Below are 16,458 nucleotides of genomic sequence, written 5' to 3' on the forward strand. Positions count from 1 at the left end.
CTCAGCCGGCCTTCTTGGCCGGCGTCTTCTTGGCCGCCCCCTTCGCGGCCGTGGCCTTCTTGGCGGCCGACTTCTTCGCGCCGCCCTTCGTGCTCGGCGCCGCCTCTGTCTTCGCCTCGGCCGCCTCGTCCGCGCCAGACTCCGCCGCGCCAGACTCCGTCGCGCCGGACTCCCCGGCCGAAGACGACGCCTTGCCGCCGCCCGCCGCCGCCCGCGCGGCCTTGGCCCGGTCGACGGACTGCTGCAGCGCCGCCAGCAGGTCGACGACCTGGCCGGGAGACTCCTCCGGCGCCGACGGCATCTCGACCGCACCGCCCGCGATCTTGGCCTGCACCATGGCCTCGACGGCCCCGGCGTAATCGTCCTCGTACTCGCCGGGGTCGAAGTCCTCCGACAGCGACTCCACCAGCAGGTGGGCCATCTTGACCTCGCGCTCCGAGGGCTCGGGCACGTCGGACAGCGTGTCGAATTCGGGCTTGCGGATCTCGTCCGGCCACAACAGGGTCTGCAGCACGATCACGTCGTCGCGGACCCGCAGAATCGCCATCGTCATCCGCGAGCGCACGCTGATCGTCACGACGGCCATCCGGTCCGAGTCGCGCAGGGTCTCGCGCAGGAGGGAGTACGACTTGGCGGACGCCTTGTCCGGCTCCAGGTAATACGCCTTGTCGAACAGGATCGGGTCGATCTGCTCGGCCGGGACGAACTTGTCGACCTCGATCTCCTTGCTGCTCTTGTTCGGCAGCGACTCCAGGTCCTCCTCGGACAGCACGACCATCCGCCCGTCGGGGGTCTCATAACCCTTGGCGATCTGGTCGTACGGAACCTCCTCGCCGTCCGCCTCGGCCACGCGGCGATAGCGGATCCGCGATCCGTCCGAGGCCCTCACCTGCCGAAATTGCAGGTCATGGCTCTCGGTGGCGGAGTACATCCGCACGGGTACCGTCACGAGGCCGAACGACACGGCCCCCTTCCACATGGCGCGCACCAGCCCATCGTCCCGCGGGACGCCCTGACATGCCAGGTGAACGCGACAGGACGCCGCCGGTCCGGGTGCGCGATGATGAGGGGCATGCTTCCCATGCTCGCGGTGCGCGCCACCTACCCCCCGGTGGGCGCCGAGTGGGTGCACGAGATCAAGTGGGACGGCATGCGGGCGCTCGCGGACGTCCGCGCCGGGCGGCTGCAGCTGACCACGCGATCGGGCAAGTCCGCCACGGACCGCTTCCCCGAGCTCGCGGGCCTGGCCGTCAAGCACGACGACCTCCTCCTCGACGGGGAGATCTGCGTGCTGAACCGCGGGCAGTGCCAGTTCGCCGCCCTCGCGGACCGGATCCACGTCAAGGACCGCGCCACCGCGATCGCGATGGCGCAGGGCCAACCGGTGTCGTACGTCATCTTCGACGTCCTGCGCCTGAACGGCACCGACCTCACGGATCGTCCCTGGGTCGAGCGTCGCCGAATCCTGGACGGCCTGCGCCTGCGCGGCCCCCGCTGGCAGGTGTCCCCGGTGTACGACGACGGCGCCGCGCTCTTCGACCTGACCCTCGACCAGGGCCACGAGGGGGTCGTGAGCAAGCGCCGCGACGCGCCGTACCTGTCCGGCGTTCGGTCCCCCACCTGGATCAAGGCCCCGCACCGGCCGCTGTTCTCGGTCGTCGTCGGCGGCTGGCGGGCGGACCGCGAGCACCCCGGCCGCATCGGCTCGCTGTGGCTGGGCATGCCGGGCGAGAACGGGCTGCGGTTCATCGGACGCGTGAGCGCCGGCCTGGCCGATCGATCGCAGGTCGACCTCCTGGCCGAGGTGCACCCCCGTCGACGCGCCACCAGCCCCTTCCTGGACGCGCCCGCGGACAGCGACGTCTCCTGGACCGACCCGGAGGTGGTCGTGGACGTCCGCGCGGTGGGCCTGGGGGCCGACGGCCTGCTGAAGCAGCCCTCCTACCAGCGGCTCCGCCCGGACATGGACCCCGAGGCGATCCTGGAGGAGATCCCCGACACGCAGGCCACCGATCCGGGCCCCTACGTCGCCCCGCCGTCGTGACGCCGCCCGCCGAGGGGGCCAAGGTCAGCGTGACCGTCGACGGCCGGCTGATGAGCGTGTCCAGCCTCGACAAGATCATGTACCCCGCCACCGGCACCACCAAGGGCGAGGTCCTCGCGTACGTCGCCGCCGTCGCCCCCGCCCTGCTGGGGCAGCTGGCCGACCGCCCGCTCACCCGGGTGCGCTGGCCGAGCGGCACTGCCGGGGAGTCCTTCTTCGAGAAGAACATCCCGAACGGCGTGCCGGACTGGATCCGCCGGGTCACCCTCGACTCCCCCGGCTCGCGGGGGTCGCGCGGCGCGGGCGAGCGGGTGACCTATCCGCTGATCGACGACCTCGCCGGGCTGACCTGGGTCACCAACCTCGGCGCCCTCGAACTGCACGTGCCGCAGTGGCGGGTCGACGCCGACGGCACCCCGCAGCCCCCGGACCGGCTCGTGGTCGACCTGGACCCGGGCGCCCCAGCCGGCCTCGCCGAGTGCGCCCGGGTCGCGCTGCTCGCCCGGGAGGCGCTGCGGGAGGCCGGCTATGCGCGGACGGTGCCGGTCACCTCGGGCAGCAAGGGGATGCAGCTGTACGCCGTGCCCCCCGGCGCCGTCCCCGCGACGGGCGAGGGCAGCCCCCACCAGGTGGCCAAGGCCATCGCCGAGGCCCTGGAGCGGCGCGAACCGGGCTTGGTCGTGAGTTCGATGACCAAGGCGAAGCGCCCCGGCAAGGTGCTCTTCGACTGGTCGCAGAACACCCCCGCGAAGACGACGATCTGTCCCTATTCGCTGCGGGGAAAGCGGGACACGCCGTACGTCGCGGCGCCGCGCGACTGGGCCGAGATCGAGGCGGCGGCCGAGCACGGCGAGCTGTGGCAGGCCTCCCCGGAGGAGGTCCTGGCGCGGCTGGCGGCCGACGGCGACCTGATGGCGGCCCTGACGGATTAGCGCCGCCCCCCGCGTGGGCAGGCCGCGCACTCCTGCGCGCCGGGCAGGGCGTAGATCATGCAGCAGCCGCGGCGCCTGCTGCGGGGCGGGTGGTCGCCGGGCGAGCCGACCCACTCGCGGGCGCTCTCGAAAGCCATCGTCCACGCGTCGTGCACCAGCCCGCCCCGCTGCCCGGATCCCATCCGCACCTCCGGCGGGTGGTACGCCTCGGCGAACGCGGTGGCGTGCGCGAGGTAACGCTCGTGGGCCAGGTCCAGCCGCGCCGCGGGGTCGGACACGGCCGTTGCGCCGGCCGCCGTCACCCCAATGGCGATCGGGAACAGCTCCGGCTCGGCGAGGTCGTAGGACAACGTCTCGGGGGTCCCGGCCAGCACCCACGGGCTGAGGACGGCCGCCCCGGCGAGGGGCAGAGCCAGGACGCCGAGATACCACTGCAGCACGAACGCGGCCCCCACCTGCGGGGGCGCGGCCGCCCCGTAGTACGCGGCCTGGTTGGCGCCCACCTGACGGCGCCAGTCGGCGGTCGGGTCCTCGCCGTCCAGTTGGGCGGTCAGCACGTCGGCGCAGCGGTGCGGCAGCGCCGACCCCATCCCCGCACCCGTCACCACGATGTCGACATAGCCGAGCCGCGTCGTGATCTCGTCGGCGATGCGGCCCAGTTCGCCCGCGCTCAGCCCCTCCTCGCCCATGGGCCCATCGTGCCGGACAGGCGAGGAGGGCGGCGCCGTGGCGCCGCCCTCCTCGCCGGCCATCCGTAGGGGGGATGGCCCTGCTCCCGATCAGCCGTCGGCGATCAGCCGTTGGCCTTGTCATAGGCCGCCTGCAACTCTCCGGAGACCCGGCCGCGGTCACTGACCTGGAAACCGTTGGCCCGGCCCCATTCGCGGACGGCATTCAGGTCGCGACGGCCCGACGTTCCGGTCCGGCGAGTGCTGACCTTGCGCCCGCCCGACCGACGGGCGTGACCGATCCACTTGGCGAGCTGGTCCCGCATCTTCCCGGCGTTCGCCTCGGACAAATCGATTTCATACGTGACGCCATCAAGGGCGAAGGACACGGTCTCCCGGGCCTCGCCTCCATCGATGTCGTCAACCAGGAGGACCTGGACCTTCTGCGCCATCGGGGGCTCTCTTCCTGATGTCTGACGAGTAGGGTGAGGGGGTTTATTACCCAGGCGCGATACTAATTGATCGAACGGCATTTTGGAAATGCAACACGCAGACTCTCGACACAACCTGTGGACTCTCCGCGAATCGTCAACTACGCGTATCCCATTCGCAAAGTCGACACTTACGCCGCACTATCGCGGCGCGCGCGCCTCGCTAGCGGCGAATGGGCTGGTCGGGGGCGCCGCTCGCAGCCGGGCCTGAATCGCTAGGGATGTTCACCGACTCGGCTTCCTGGTGTGCTTCCCACTGGGCGTGCGCAAGACGCTCTTTCCGATCGCCCTCGATGATGGCCTTCAGTACCTTGTAGAAGAGGAAGCCCACCCCAATAGATGGCACGATCGCGATCACCACTGCCCACAGGGACTCCACGGATTCCTCCTTGTCGCGTTCGGCACATCTGTGTCCGGGCTGCGCCCGTAATTGCCGAGATTCGGGACCGGCGCGGCCGTTCGGCCATTGAACCGAGCCTACCCCCGATCAGCCCCCGGCTCGGCGACGAATTCCCTGTCCACTCGATATGCGCAGCCGCCGGCCAGGTGGTCAGCGCACGTCGTACGGGGCGTCGTCGTACGCGTCTCGGTCGTCCCGGTCGTCGCCGTCCGGCGGATCGAGGCGGCACCAACTCTGCACGAGCAGGCCGCACCCCACCATCAGCGCGCCCGACCCGACGTACGCCAGGCACCATTGGACCCCCCGCAGCACCGTCGCGGACTCGGCATCCGGCGCAAGGACCAGGGCCTGGGCCAGGTACCACCCGGCCACCATTCCGCCGGTGAGCGCCGTCGCCCGGGCCAGGATCAGGGTCCGGAACGCCCGCAGCGGGTCCAGGCGGCGGTCGAGCTTGCCCGTCCGCCAGCGCCGGATCGGCAGCGCCACGGCGATCAGGGCGATGCAGAGCAGGAGCGGCAGCGTGGCCCCGATCAACCCAGGGAACGGCATCCGCCCGACGTGGTCGTTGAGATAGCGCTGCACGAGATAACCCACCGTGAGGGCCAGCGCGAACGCCCAGGCCACCGTGCTGGCGCGCAGGCCGCGGTTGTCGGGGCGCGGCGGGCCGGCGCCCGGCCGGCTCACCACGGCGCCACCATGACGACCGCCGCCAGGTGCGCGGGCCAGTCCGGACCACGCCGTACGCCGTCGCCCAGGGCCACCGCCGGCCGGCTCGCGTCGGCCATCGCCCAGGGCACCTGCACGAACGCGCGCTCGGCCGCGCGCGGGTGCGGCAGGGTCAGCTCGGGGTCGTCGCTGCGCACCTCGCCGCCCTGGCGCGGGTCGACGTACGAGATCAGGTCCAGATCCAGCGTGCGGGGACCCCAGCGCACGTCGCGGGTGCGCCCGTGCAGCGCCTCGATGTCCTGCAGCCGGCCCAGCAGCGTGCGCGGCGCGAGGCGGGTCTGCACTACCAGCACGGCGTTGAGGTAGGCCGGCTGGCCGGGCGGCCCACCGACCGGGTCGGTCTCCACGAGCGGGCTGAGGGTGCCCGCCTGCACGCCGTCGAGCGCCGCGATCCGGCGTACCGCGTCCGCGAGCCGCCCCGCCGGATCCGACAGGTTCGCGCCCAACCCGACCACCGCCGTCGCCGCGCGCGCCACCCGCCGGGTCACGGCAACGTCGGCGAACGGCTCCTCGATCGGCGCCCGCGGCTTGTGGACGGTCACGCTCGCGGCCTCCACCAGCTCCGAGGCGGCAAGGCACGCCTCGGCGACCCGCTGCGCCAGCGTCTCGATCAGGTCGACGCTCGGCCCCGCCACGACCGCCGCGGCGCGCCCGGCGATGTCCGCGTAGCTGACCGTGTCGGCGAGATCGTCGCTGCGCCCGGCCCGCGACAGGTCCACCGCCAGGTCGATGTCGATCAGGAACGGCTGCGGCTCGGTCTTCTCGGGCGCCAGGACCCCGTGGCAGGCCTCCACGGCGAGACCCCGCAGGCTGATGATGTCGCTCACGCCGGACCCCCCACCCGGTCGACGACGCGGTCGCCCACGCGGTCGACCACCCGGACGGCGGCGACGGAGGACGGTACGTCGTGCACGCGCACGGCCCAGGCCCCCTGCTGGGCCGCCAGCACACTGACCGCCGCCGTGGCCGCGTCGCGGACCGCGAGGTCTCCCGGCGTACCGTCCGGGGCCGCCATCAGCGCCCCCAGGAACCGCTTGCGGGAGGCGCCGACGAGCAGCGGGTAGCCCATCGCGCGCAGCGCGGGCAGGGCCCGCAGCAGCGCCCAGTTGTGCTCGGCGTCCTTGGCGAAGCCCAGCCCCGGGTCGAGGATCAGCTGGTCGGGGGCCACGCCCGCCGCGAGCGCGGCGGCCACGCGCTCCGCCAGCTCCGCGGTGACGTCGGCCACCACGTCGCCGTACGTCGCCCGGTCGTTCATCACCGAGCCGTGCCCGCGCCAGTGCATGAGGACGTACGGCGTGCCGGGGCGCCCGGCCACGACCTCGAACATCGCCGGGTCGGCCAGCCCGCCGCTGACGTCGTTGACGATCTGGGCCCCGGTGTCCAGCGCCGCCGCGGCCACCCCCGAACGCATCGTGTCGATCGAGACGCGCGCCCCGGCTGCCGCGAGGCGCGCGACCACCGGCAGCACCCGCGCGAGTTCCTCGGCCTCGTCGGGGCGCTCCGCCCCGGGCCGGGTGGACTCCCCGCCGACGTCGAGCAGGTCCGCGCCCTGCGCGAGCAGCTCGAGCCCGTGCGCGACGGCGGCGCCCGCGGACAGGTACAGCCCGCCGTCGCTGAAGCTGTCCGGCGTCACGTTGACGATGCCCATCACCAGGGTCCGGCCCGGCGGCGTCATCAGCGGGCCCCGCGCAGGATGAGGCTCATCGCCTCGGCCCGGGTGGCCGGGCGGCGGAGCACGCCGCGCACCGCCGACGTGGTCGTGCGCGAGCCGGGCTTCTTCACCCCGCGCATCGACATGCACAGGTGCTCGGCGTCGACGACGACGATGACGCCCTGGGCATGCAGCTCGGACACCAGCGCGTCGGCGATCTGCGTCGTCAGCCGCTCCTGCACCTGCGGGCGCCGCGCGAAGCAGTCGACCAGCCGGGCGAGCTTGCTCAGCCCGGTGACCTGGCCGTCCTTGGCCGGGATGTACCCCACGTGCGCCACCCCGTGGAACGGCAACAGGTGATGCTCGCACAGGCTGAACACCTCGATGTCGCGCACCAGGATCAGCTCGTCGTGGTCCATGTCGAAGCGGCGTTCCAGGATGGCGCGCGGGTCCTCGCTCAGGCCGGCGAAGAGCTCGCCGTACGCCCGGGCCACGCGGGCCGGCGTGTCCCGCAGGCCGTCCCGTTCGGGGTCCTCGCCGAGCGCGAGCAACAGCTCCCGGACGGCCGCCTCCGCACGGACCAGGTCGACCGGGCTGGGTGCCGACTCCAGCCCGGCGTCAGCCACCGACGCTTCCCCCGGGCGGGGTCTCGATGACGGCCACGGGCGGGTGCTCCTCGCCGGGTCGCTTGGCGTTGGGGTCCTCGCCGCGCTCGATCGCCGCGCGCTCCGCGGGGGTCAGGACCGGGGGCTGGTCGCTGACGCCGCGGCGGTCGCTCGACAGCCACACCGGGCGCGGCTCCTGCTTGCGCACGGACTGGAACACGGTCTTGAGCTGCTCGGCGTTCAGCGTCTCCTTCTCCAGCAGCTCGAGCACGAGCCGGTCGAGGATGTCGCGGTTGTCGTTGAGGACGCGCCACGCCTCGTCGTGGGCCGCCTCGATGAGCCGGCGGATCTCCTCGTCGACGATCGTCGCCAGCCCCTCGGAGTAGTCCCGCTGGTGGCCCATGTCGCGGCCGAGGAAGACCTCGCCGCTGTCCTGGCCGAGCCGGATCGCGCCGATCCGCTCGCTCATCCCGAACTGGGTGACCATCTTGCGGGCCATCGCGGTGGCCTTCTCGATGTCGTTGGCGGCGCCGCTCGTGGGGTCGTGGTAGATGATCTCCTCGGCGACCCGCCCGCCGAGCGCATACGCGAGCTGGTCCAGCATCTCGTTGCGGGACTGGCTGTACTTGTCCTCCAGCGGCAGCACCATCGTGTAACCGAGGGCCCGCCCGCGGGGCAGGATCGTCACCTTGGTCACCGGGTCGGTGTGGTTGAGGGCGGCGGCCACCAGGGCGTGGCCGCCCTCGTGGTACGCCGTCATCTTCTTCTCCTTGTTGCTCATCAGCCGGGTGCGCTTCTGCGGCCCGGCGACCACGCGGTCGATGGCCTCGTCCAGGGCGCGGTCGTCGATGAGCTGGGCGTTGGAGCGCGCCGTGAGCAGCGCGGCCTCGTTCAGCACGTTCGCGAGGTCGGCGCCGGTGAACCCGGGCGTACGTCGTGCGACGGCGGCAAGGTCCACCCCGGGCGCCAGGGGCTTGCCCCGGCCGTGCACCTTGAGGATGGCCTCGCGCCCGAGCATGTCGGGAGCCTCGACCGCGATCTGCCGGTCGAACCGGCCCGGGCGCAGCAGCGCCGGGTCGAGGATGTCGGGGCGGTTGGTGGCCGCGATGAGGATGACGTTCTGCCGGGCGTTGAACCCGTCCATCTCGACAAGGAGCTGGTTCAGCGTCTGCTCGCGCTCGTCGTGCCCGCCGCCGAGGCCCGCGCCGCGGTGCCGGCCGACCGCGTCGATCTCGTCGACGAAGACGATCGCGGGCGCGTGCTGCTTGGCCTGGTCGAAGAGGTCCCGGACCCGGGAGGCGCCGACGCCGACGAACATCTCGACGAAGTCGGAGCCGGAGATCGAATAGAACGGCACGCCGGCCTCGCCGGCGACCGCCCGGGCCAGCAGGGTCTTGCCGGTGCCGGGCGGGCCGTAGAGCAGCACGCCGCGCGGGATCTTCGCGCCCACCGCCTGGAACTTCGTCGGCTCGGCGAGGAACTCCTTGATCTCGGTGAGCTCCTCGATGGCCTCGTCGGCCCCCGCCACGTCGGCGAACGTCACCGGCTCGGTGTTCTTGTCCGCGAGCTTGGCGCGGGACTTGCCGAACTGCATGATCTTGCCGCCGCCGCCCTGGGCCTGGCTCAGCATCCAGACGAACAGGCCGAGGAACAGCAGCATCGGCAGCACGTTGACGAGCAAGGCCGTCCACAGCGAGGACTGCGGGGGCTTGTCGTTGTAGCCGCTCGGCGGCTGCTTGGCCTTCAGTTCCTGCATCAGCGATTCGCCGCGCTGGGGAACATAGAGCGCATAGACCTTGTCGACGTTCTTGGCGTCGCCGACGTCCTGCTTGCCCTTGAGCGTCAATTCGATGCGGTCGTCGTCGACAAAGGTCGCGGATTCGACGCGGCCCTCGTTGATCAGCTTTTCGGCCTGGTAGGTCTTGACCTCGCTGAAGCCGCCGGTCGGCATCATCTGCAGGGCGATGAGCAGGAGGCAGGCCAGCACCACGATCACCGGGATCGGGTTCTTGAGGATGGATTTGGCTTTCATCAGCGGGGCGCGGCCCCGGACCTCCTGATCGTGACTGACATACCGTTGGGCGACACGTTGTTCGACGACGGTGTCCGTGGTCAACGGCCCCCTTGACGGTACACCGCGCCGCGCAACACCCCTCAACCGCTTGAGGCAACGGTCAGCCGTGCCGCGGTGTTCCTGGCTCCGGTGCCGTGACCCGGGCGGTGACCCGCCAGCCGAGCTCGCAGGCGACGATCCCCAGCACGACCGCGACCGCGGCCACCCCCATCGCCCACGCGCTGCCGACGTCGAGCATGAAGAACCGCGCCAGCGGCGGCGTGACGAACATGACGACGTACGCCACCGCCCCGCCCACGATGAGGACCCACTTCCACAGCGCGTCGGGCCGGGCGACCGCCTTGAGGACCCACATGGCGATACCGATGACCACCGCGAGCGCCGCCGTGCTGATCTGGGTGGCGCTGGCCCCGCGGGGGTCGGCCCGCAGCACGGCGTACACCGCGAACGTCGCCGCCCCGATGACCAGACCTGCCGGGGCGGCCCGGATGAGTGCGCGGCGCGCGAAGCCGGATCGGGCGCGGTCGTGGTTGGGCGCCAACGACAGGAAGAAAGCCGGGATCCCGATCGTGAACCAGGCCGTGATCGTCACATGCAGCGGCACGAACGGGAACGGCAGCTGCGCGAGGCCGACGAGCAGCGCCAGCACCACCGAATAGAAGGTCTTGGTGAGGAACAGGACGGCGACCCGCTCGATGTTGCCGATGACCCGGCGGCCCTCGGCGACGACGTGGGGCAGGGTCGCGAACCGGTCGTCGAGCAGCACGATCTGCGCCGCGGACCGGCTCGCCTCCGAGCCCGAACCCATGGCCACCCCGACGTCGGCGTCCTTGAGCGCGAGCACGTCGTTGACCCCGTCGCCGGTCATGGCCACGACGTGGTCGTGGGCCTGCAGGGCCCCGACCATGGCCCGCTTCTGCTGGGGGGTCACCCGCCCGAACACGGCGTGGTCGTCGATCGCGCGCGCCAGCGCCGTCGGGTCCTCGGGCAGCTCCCGGGCATCCACGGCGCCGCCAGCTCCCGTCGCGCCTTCGCCGCCCGCCGCGCTGCCCCCGATGCCCACCGACCGGGCGACCGCGGCCACCGACGTGGCGTTGTCGCCGGAGATGACCTTGACCTCGACGTCCTGCTCGTGGAAGAACGCCACGGTGTCGGCCGCGTCGCCGCGTACGCGCTGGGCCAGGACGACCAGGGCCAACGGGGTCATCGTCCCCACCTCGCCCGCGTCGACGCGACGATCCGCGCCGGCCAGCAGCAGCACCCGCAACCCCTCCGCGCCCAGCCGCTCGGCCTCCGCGGCCGCCGAGCTCCCCGGCGCGGCCAGCACGTCGGGGGCGCCGATGACGAGGTTCACCGGGTCGCGGTCGGGGGCGTCGAAGCTGGCCCCCGACCACTTGGTCGCCGAGGTGAACGGCGCCGTGGCGGTCACCGGCCAAGGGTCGGCCGGGGCGCCGACGGCCTCGGCGACGACGCGCATCGTGGCGTTCGGGTGGCCGTCGGTGGCGGCGAGCTGAGCGAGCAGGGCGCGGGCACCGGCCTCGTCGTACGCCGTCGCGAGCGGCACGATGCGCTCGAACGCCATCCCGCCCTCGGTGAGCGTGCCGGTCTTGTCGACGCAGACGGTGTCGACGCGGGCGAGCCCCTCGATCGCGGGCAGCTCCTGGACCAGGGCGCCCCGCTGGCCGAGGCGGACCACGCCGACGGCGAAGGCGACCGACATGAGCAGGACCAGGCCCTCCGGCACCATCGGCACGAGCGCTCCGACGAGGTTGAGCAGCGCCTCCTTTCCGGTGGTGTGCACGAGGTTGACCTGCACCCAGATGGTGAGCAGCCCGACGGGGATGAGCAGGAAGGTGACCCACCGCAGGATCGCGTTGACGCCATTGCGCAGCTCGGAGTTCGTCAGGGTGTAGCGGCTGGCCTCGGCGGCGAGCTGCGCGGCGTACGCCTCGTGCCCCACCTTCGTCGCCCGGTACGCGCCGGCCCCCGCCGCCACGAAGCTGCCGGACAGCACCGGGTCGCCGACCTCCTTGTCGATGGGGTCGTTCTCGCCGGTGAGGAGGGACTCATCGACCTGCAGGTGGTCGACCTCGACGACCTCGCCGTCGACGACGACCTGGTCCCCCGGCCGCAGCTCGATGACGTCGTCGACGACGATCTCGCGGCGGTCCCGGCGCGCGGTGCCGTCGGCGCGGCGTACGACGGGCTTGGCCTCCCCCACGATGGCCAGGCTGTCCAGGGTCTTCTTGGCCCGGACCTCCTGGATGATGCCGATGCCGCTGTTGATGATGATGAGCAGCGCGAACAGGCCGTTCTTGAACGATCCGGTGACCGCCACCAGGGCGAACAGCACCGCGAGAATGGCGTTGATCCGGGTGAACACGTTGGCCCGGACGATCTGGCCGACCGTGCGCCCCGACCGCGGCGGCAGGTCGTTGATCTGACCCGCGGCGACCCGGGCCGCGACCTCGTCGCCGGTCAGCCCCGTCGCCTGGGCAGCCATGGGCAGCCCGGCTCAGGCGTACACGTGCCGGGCCAGCGTCCCGACGCACCGCAGGTTGCGGTAGCGCTCCCCGAAGTCCAAGCCGTAGCCGACCACGAACTCGTTCGGGATGTCGAAGCCGACGTACTTCACCGGCACCGCGACCTTCGCCGCCTCCGGCTTGCGCAGCAGCGTGCAGATCTCGACCGACGCGGCGCTGCGGGAGGCGAGGTTGGCCTGGATCCAGGACAGCGTCAGGCCGGAGTCGACGATGTCCTCGACGATCAGCACGTGCTTGTCGGTGACGTCGGTGTCGAGGTCCTTGAGGATCCGGACGACGCCGCTGGACTTGGTGCCCGAGCCGTAGGAGCTCACCGCCATCCAGTCCATCGGCACGGTGCCCGGCATGGCGCGCATCAGGTCGGCCATGATCATCACCGCACCCTTGAGGACGCCGACGAGGATCAGGTCCTTGCCCTCGTAGTCCGCCCAGATCTGATCGGCCAGGTCCTGCAGGCGCTCGCGGATCTGGTCCTCGGTGAGCAGCACTTCTTCCAGGTCAGAACCCATGTGTTCGGCGTCCACGCGCCCATTCTCACCCATCACCCGCGGTCGCGGGGCCGGCGCCCCTGCCCGCGAGCCCGGCGGACCTCTCAAATCGGATGGCCCCGTCGTGGCGGACCGCCACCAGGCCGCCGGGCAGCGCCACCGGGCCCTGCCCCCGCCAGTCGTCCACCAGCGCGTTGAGCGCGCCGACGTGGGCGGCGGTGGTCTGCGGACACCCCGCTTCGGCCGCGAGCAGCCGCCAGAGCCGGCCCCGGATCGCATGCGGGTGCGCCGCGAGGTCGGCGACCGGCCAGGGGGGGTCGCCGAGTCGTTCCCGGGCCTGGCCCGCCAGGGCGTCCAGCGCGTCGGCGTCCTCGCGGGCCAGGTCCGCCGTGCGGGCCAGAGCGCGGGCGAGCCCGGGGCCCAGGTCGCGTTCGAGATCGGCGAGGGCGACCCGCACGCGGTTGCGCCGGTACGCCGGGTCCGTGTTGGTCGGGTCGTGCCAGGGCTCCAGCCCCTGGGCCCGGCAGGCCGCCAGCGTGGTCGCCTTGGGCAGGTGCAGGAGCGGCCGCTCGTACGGCGTACGGCGGCGCGGCATGCCCGCCAGGCTGCGCGTCCCCGACCCGCGGGCGAGCGCGAGGAGCACCTGTTCGGCCTGGTCGTCGAGGGTGTGGCCGAGCCAGACGCGGTACGCCGAGAGCTCGGTGGCGGCCTGAGCGAGGGCGGCGTACCGGGCCTCCCGCGCGGCCGCCTCGGGGCCACCGCCGCGCGTCGCGGGCGGCACCGTCACCCGGCGTACCAGCACCGGCGCCGCCCCCACCGCCCGGCACTGCCCCGCGGCCCGCGCGGCGACGGCCGCGGAATCGTCCTGCAACCCGTGGTCCACGACGACCGCCCCGACCCGTACCGCGGCCTTCGGCGCCTCGAACGTCGCGCCCGCCAGCAGGGCCAGCGAATCGGGCCCGCCGGAGCAGGCCACCAGGACCAGTTCCCCCGGTGGGACGTCCGCGAGGTGGTCGCGAACGGCGACCCGCACGGCGGCCACGGCGGGATCCGGGCCGGTCACGGTCTCAGCCGTGGACGCGGGCGATCCAGCGGTCCGGGTCGTGGATCTCGCCCGCCTGGGGCAGCGTGTCCGGCGAGGTCCACACCGCGTTGAAGCCGTCCCGGCCGACCTTGTCGGTGACGTGGCGGACGAAGGCGGCGCCGTCGCGGTACTGGGCCATCTTGGCCTCCAGCCCCAGCAGTCGCCGGATGAGGATGTCTATGCCCGAGATGCCTTGGCGGCGCTTGTCGAACCGCGCGCGGATCGTGGCCACCGACGGCACCACCTTGGGGCCGACCTCGTCCATGACCACATCGGCGTGGCCCTCCAACAGGGCCATCACGGCGCCGATCGCGGCCAGCTCGGCCCGCTGGTCGGCGTCGAGGAACAGCTCCGGCAGCCCCGTGCCGCCCGGGCGCAGCACCTCGGGCGCGTTCTTTGCGGCCAGCTTGAGGCGGTCCACGAGCTGGTCCGCGTCGGGGACCAGGTCGGTGGCGATCTGGCGGGTGCGGGCGAGCATGTGCTCGCGCAGCCAGGGCACCGCGGTGAACTGCACCCGGTGGGTCTCCTCGTGCAGGCACACCCAGAGCCGGAAGTCGGGTGGGAACAGGTCCAGCTCGCGCTCGACCTGCACCACGTTGGGGGCGACGAGCAGCAGGCGGGGCTGCGAGCCCTCGGCGTAGGCCAGGTCGTACTGGCCCAGCACCTTCGTCGACATGAACGCCAGCAGGGCGGCCACCTCGCTGCCGGTCGCGACCCCGCCGATCTTCTGGGTGATCGGGCCGGGCAGCGGCTTGCCCGGCCGGTTCGCGAGCTTGCTCACCACCGGGTCGAGCATGGCGGCGAAGCTGGTGATGTTCACCTCGGCCCAGGTGGGCCGGTCGACCACCAGCGCCGGCTTCGGGCCGGTCGGCGAGACCAGCCCGGAGGTCTCGGCGACCGGCTCATACGCGCGTTGGGAGGCGTCGCGCAGCTCCGCCACGACCGCGCGGGCCTGGGCTCCGGGCAGCTTCGGCCCGGGCGGCGTGATGACTCGTACCCCGCGCGCCGCGAGGGACCAGTCGACCATCCGGACTCCGGCGGGCTGGATATCGCTCATTGCGGCATCCTCTCAGCCCGCCGGGCCCGGCGCTCCACCGCCGCACCATCGTGGGCGCACGGTCGCCCGTCAGGCGGCCTACGACTGGTCAGTCCGCCAGGAAGTCCGCGACCAGACGGCAGAATTCGTCGACCTTCTCGATCTGCGTCCAGTGCCCGCACCGCCCGAAGACGTGGGCGCGCGCGTCGTCGATCCAGTCCAGCATCGTCAGGGTGGTCGAGAGCGGGATGACCCGGTCGTCGCGGCCGTGCACCAGCAGGGTGGGGTGGGCGATGCCACGAATGTCGGCCTCGGCGTGGGCCATCGCGTCGACCCAGCGCTGCCGCGGGGCCGGGAACATCGCGGAGAACGCCTCCTGCGCGCCGGGCCGGATGCTGGCCTGGTAGCGACTCTCCACCATGTCGTCGGTGACCAGGCTCGCGTCGTACGCGAACGTCGTCCGCATCAGCCGCGCCATGCTCTCCCGCGACGGCTCGTAGCCCCACACCGCATCCAGGCCCTCCGTGATCGGGAACGGCACCCCCACCGAGCCCATGAGGATCAGCTTGGCCACCCGCTCGGGGTGCGCGATGGCCATCGCCAAGGCCATGGACCCACCGAAGCTGTTGCCCACGATGCTGGCCTTGTCCAGACCGATCGCATCCATGAAGCCGACCATCTGATCGAGCCACAACGTCCGGTTATACGTCGTGCCGGGCGGGACCGCTGTGAACCCGAAACCCGCGAAGTCCGGCGCCAGCAGGCGATGCGTCGGCGCGAGCCGATCGATGACCAACCGCCAGTTCACCCAGGCGCTGACGCCCGGACCCGAGCCGTGGAACAACAACACCGGCTCGCCCGACCCGACGTCGTGATAGTTGGTCTGGAGAGTGCCGGTGGTCACCGACGCGCCGATTTCCGGGTTACCCGCCGGGTCCTGGGGCGGCCGGCTCGCCGCAGCGCTGGCCGTGGGTGGACCGGCCGCCTGCGCGCTCATGGCTTCGCCTCGCGCCGTACCGATGTCATTCCGGTCCCCGCCCGTCGTTCGGCCCTAGCGGCGGCCGCCGCCGAGCAGTCCGCCCAAGATCGACCCGAGGATGCCGCCGCCGAGACCGCCCTGCTGCTGTGTCTGCTGGGTCACCGCACCGGTGAGGATCTGACCGAGGATGTCGCCGACGCCGCCCTGGGCGCCCTCCGGCTGGCTCTGGCTGGGGTCGGGCGACATCGCGCCACCGCCCAGCTGGCCCTGCACCTGCTTGGCGAGCCAGGCCAGGACGATCGGGGCCAGGATCGGCAGCAGCTTCTGCACCAGCCCCTGCGTCATGGAACCCTGGCCGCCCAGGCGGTTGACCACCTCGGGCTCCTGCTCGCCGAAGATGTGCGAGACGATCTTGGCGCCATCGGCGGTGTCGACCTGGTCCAGGCTCGGCGCGTCGGCGAGCGCCGGGTCGTGCTGGCCGAGCGCCGCCGCCAAGGACTGCGCGCCCGCGGGGTCTTGCGCGTTGGCCTGGAGGCCGCCGAGGAGCGCCGGCAGGAGGGTGCCGACCGCCTCGCGCGTCTCCTCCGGCGAGGCGCCGACCTGCTCGGCGATCTGGTCGATCGGGAGCTGGGAGTACAGCGACTGGATGTCCGTCATGGCAAGACCTTCCCCTGTTCGAGCCGGGCATTCGCGTCGGCCGGGCCGAACGGCCCGCTGCTGGGACGTTAGCTTCGCGT

Annotated in this window: 17 protein-coding genes; 2 read left to right on the forward strand and 15 right to left on the reverse strand. The window is 72.4% G+C overall.

The features are described 5' to 3' along the window. Position 1 precedes the first annotated feature (1 nt). Entirely contained in the window at positions 2 to 988 is a 987-nt protein-coding gene (locus IPK37_03150; GenBank protein QQS01471.1) for a Ku protein, read from the reverse strand. A gap of 84 nt (positions 989 to 1,072) precedes the next feature. Here IPK37_03150 and IPK37_03155 point away from each other — a divergent pair, with 84 nt between their 5' ends. Together IPK37_03155 and ligD are read left to right on the forward strand one after the other, a co-directional pair. Beyond that, the gene (locus tag IPK37_03155) at positions 1,073 to 2,044 is read left to right on the forward strand and encodes a DNA ligase (protein ID QQS01472.1); all 972 of its coding nucleotides are present in this window, start codon (positions 1,073 to 1,075) and stop codon (positions 2,042 to 2,044) included. Between the two features lie 50 nt (positions 2,045 to 2,094). After that, the gene (ligD, locus tag IPK37_03160) at positions 2,095 to 2,976 is read left to right on the forward strand and encodes a non-homologous end-joining DNA ligase (protein ID QQS02636.1); all 882 of its coding nucleotides are present in this window, start codon (positions 2,095 to 2,097) and stop codon (positions 2,974 to 2,976) included. Here the strand turns inward: ligD and IPK37_03165 are convergent. From IPK37_03165 to IPK37_03230, 14 genes are all read right to left on the reverse strand, one after another. Further along, the gene (locus IPK37_03165; protein ID QQS01473.1) at positions 2,973 to 3,665 is read right to left on the reverse strand and encodes a (2Fe-2S)-binding protein; all 693 of its coding nucleotides are present in this window, start codon (positions 3,663 to 3,665) and stop codon (positions 2,973 to 2,975) included. The two genes, ligD and IPK37_03165, sit on opposite strands and share 4 nt — an antisense overlap. 104 nt (positions 3,666 to 3,769) lie before the next feature. After that, the gene (locus tag IPK37_03170) at positions 3,770 to 4,096 is read right to left on the reverse strand and encodes an Lsr2 family protein (GenBank protein ID QQS01474.1); all 327 of its coding nucleotides are present in this window, start codon (positions 4,094 to 4,096) and stop codon (positions 3,770 to 3,772) included. A 202-nt stretch (positions 4,097 to 4,298) separates the two neighbouring features. Then, entirely contained in the window at positions 4,299 to 4,514 is a 216-nt protein-coding gene (locus IPK37_03175; GenBank protein ID QQS01475.1) for a hypothetical protein, read from the reverse strand. A gap of 171 nt (positions 4,515 to 4,685) precedes the next feature. Further along, positions 4,686 to 5,222, reverse strand: coding sequence for a DUF3180 domain-containing protein (locus tag IPK37_03180; GenBank protein QQS01476.1), 537 nt, complete (start codon positions 5,220 to 5,222; stop codon positions 4,686 to 4,688). Beyond that, positions 5,216 to 6,088, reverse strand: coding sequence for a 2-amino-4-hydroxy-6-hydroxymethyldihydropteridine diphosphokinase (gene folK / locus IPK37_03185; protein ID QQS01477.1), 873 nt, complete (start codon positions 6,086 to 6,088; stop codon positions 5,216 to 5,218). The genes IPK37_03180 and folK overlap by 7 nt, the downstream gene beginning before the upstream one ends. Beyond that, positions 6,085 to 6,909 carry a dihydropteroate synthase gene (gene folP / locus IPK37_03190; GenBank protein ID QQS02637.1) on the reverse strand — a complete coding sequence of 275 codons (825 nt, stop codon included), beginning with the start codon at positions 6,907 to 6,909 and terminating at the stop codon, positions 6,085 to 6,087. Before folP ends, folK begins: the two co-directional genes overlap by 4 nt. Positions 6,910 to 6,935: 26 nt before the next feature. Further along, a complete protein-coding gene (folE, locus tag IPK37_03195; GenBank protein ID QQS01478.1) occupies positions 6,936 to 7,538 on the reverse strand; it encodes a GTP cyclohydrolase I FolE in 603 nt (200 codons plus the stop codon). After that, positions 7,531 to 9,549, reverse strand: coding sequence for an ATP-dependent zinc metalloprotease FtsH (gene ftsH / locus IPK37_03200; protein ID QQS02638.1), 2,019 nt, complete (start codon positions 9,547 to 9,549; stop codon positions 7,531 to 7,533). The genes folE and ftsH overlap by 8 nt, the downstream gene beginning before the upstream one ends. 142 nt (positions 9,550 to 9,691) lie before the next feature. Then, positions 9,692 to 12,094: an HAD-IC family P-type ATPase gene (locus IPK37_03205; protein QQS01479.1), complete on the reverse strand. Its 2,403-nt coding sequence runs from the start codon at positions 12,092 to 12,094 to the stop codon at positions 9,692 to 9,694. Between the two features lie 12 nt (positions 12,095 to 12,106). After that, positions 12,107 to 12,658, reverse strand: coding sequence for a hypoxanthine phosphoribosyltransferase (gene hpt, locus IPK37_03210; GenBank protein QQS01480.1), 552 nt, complete (start codon positions 12,656 to 12,658; stop codon positions 12,107 to 12,109). Positions 12,659 to 12,668: 10 nt separating this feature from the next. After that, on the reverse strand, positions 12,669 to 13,685 hold the full coding sequence (gene tilS, locus IPK37_03215; protein QQS01481.1) for a tRNA lysidine(34) synthetase TilS: 1,017 nt from the start codon (positions 13,683 to 13,685) through the stop codon (positions 12,669 to 12,671). A gap of 4 nt (positions 13,686 to 13,689) precedes the next feature. Next, positions 13,690 to 14,763, reverse strand: a complete 1,074-nt coding sequence (locus IPK37_03220; GenBank protein QQS01482.1) for a zinc-dependent metalloprotease — start codon at positions 14,761 to 14,763, stop codon at positions 13,690 to 13,692. Between the two features lie 88 nt (positions 14,764 to 14,851). Further along, positions 14,852 to 15,739 carry an alpha/beta fold hydrolase gene (locus IPK37_03225; GenBank protein QQS01483.1) on the reverse strand — a complete coding sequence of 296 codons (888 nt, stop codon included), beginning with the start codon at positions 15,737 to 15,739 and terminating at the stop codon, positions 14,852 to 14,854. 54 nt (positions 15,740 to 15,793) lie between these two features. Next, on the reverse strand, positions 15,794 to 16,378 hold the full coding sequence (locus tag IPK37_03230) for a DUF937 domain-containing protein (GenBank protein ID QQS02639.1): 585 nt from the start codon (positions 16,376 to 16,378) through the stop codon (positions 15,794 to 15,796). Between the last annotated feature and the right edge of the window lie 80 nt (positions 16,379 to 16,458).

It is taken from the genome of Austwickia sp. (genome assembly GCA_016699675.1).
Classification (GTDB): Bacteria; Actinomycetota; Actinomycetes; order Actinomycetales; family Dermatophilaceae; genus Austwickia.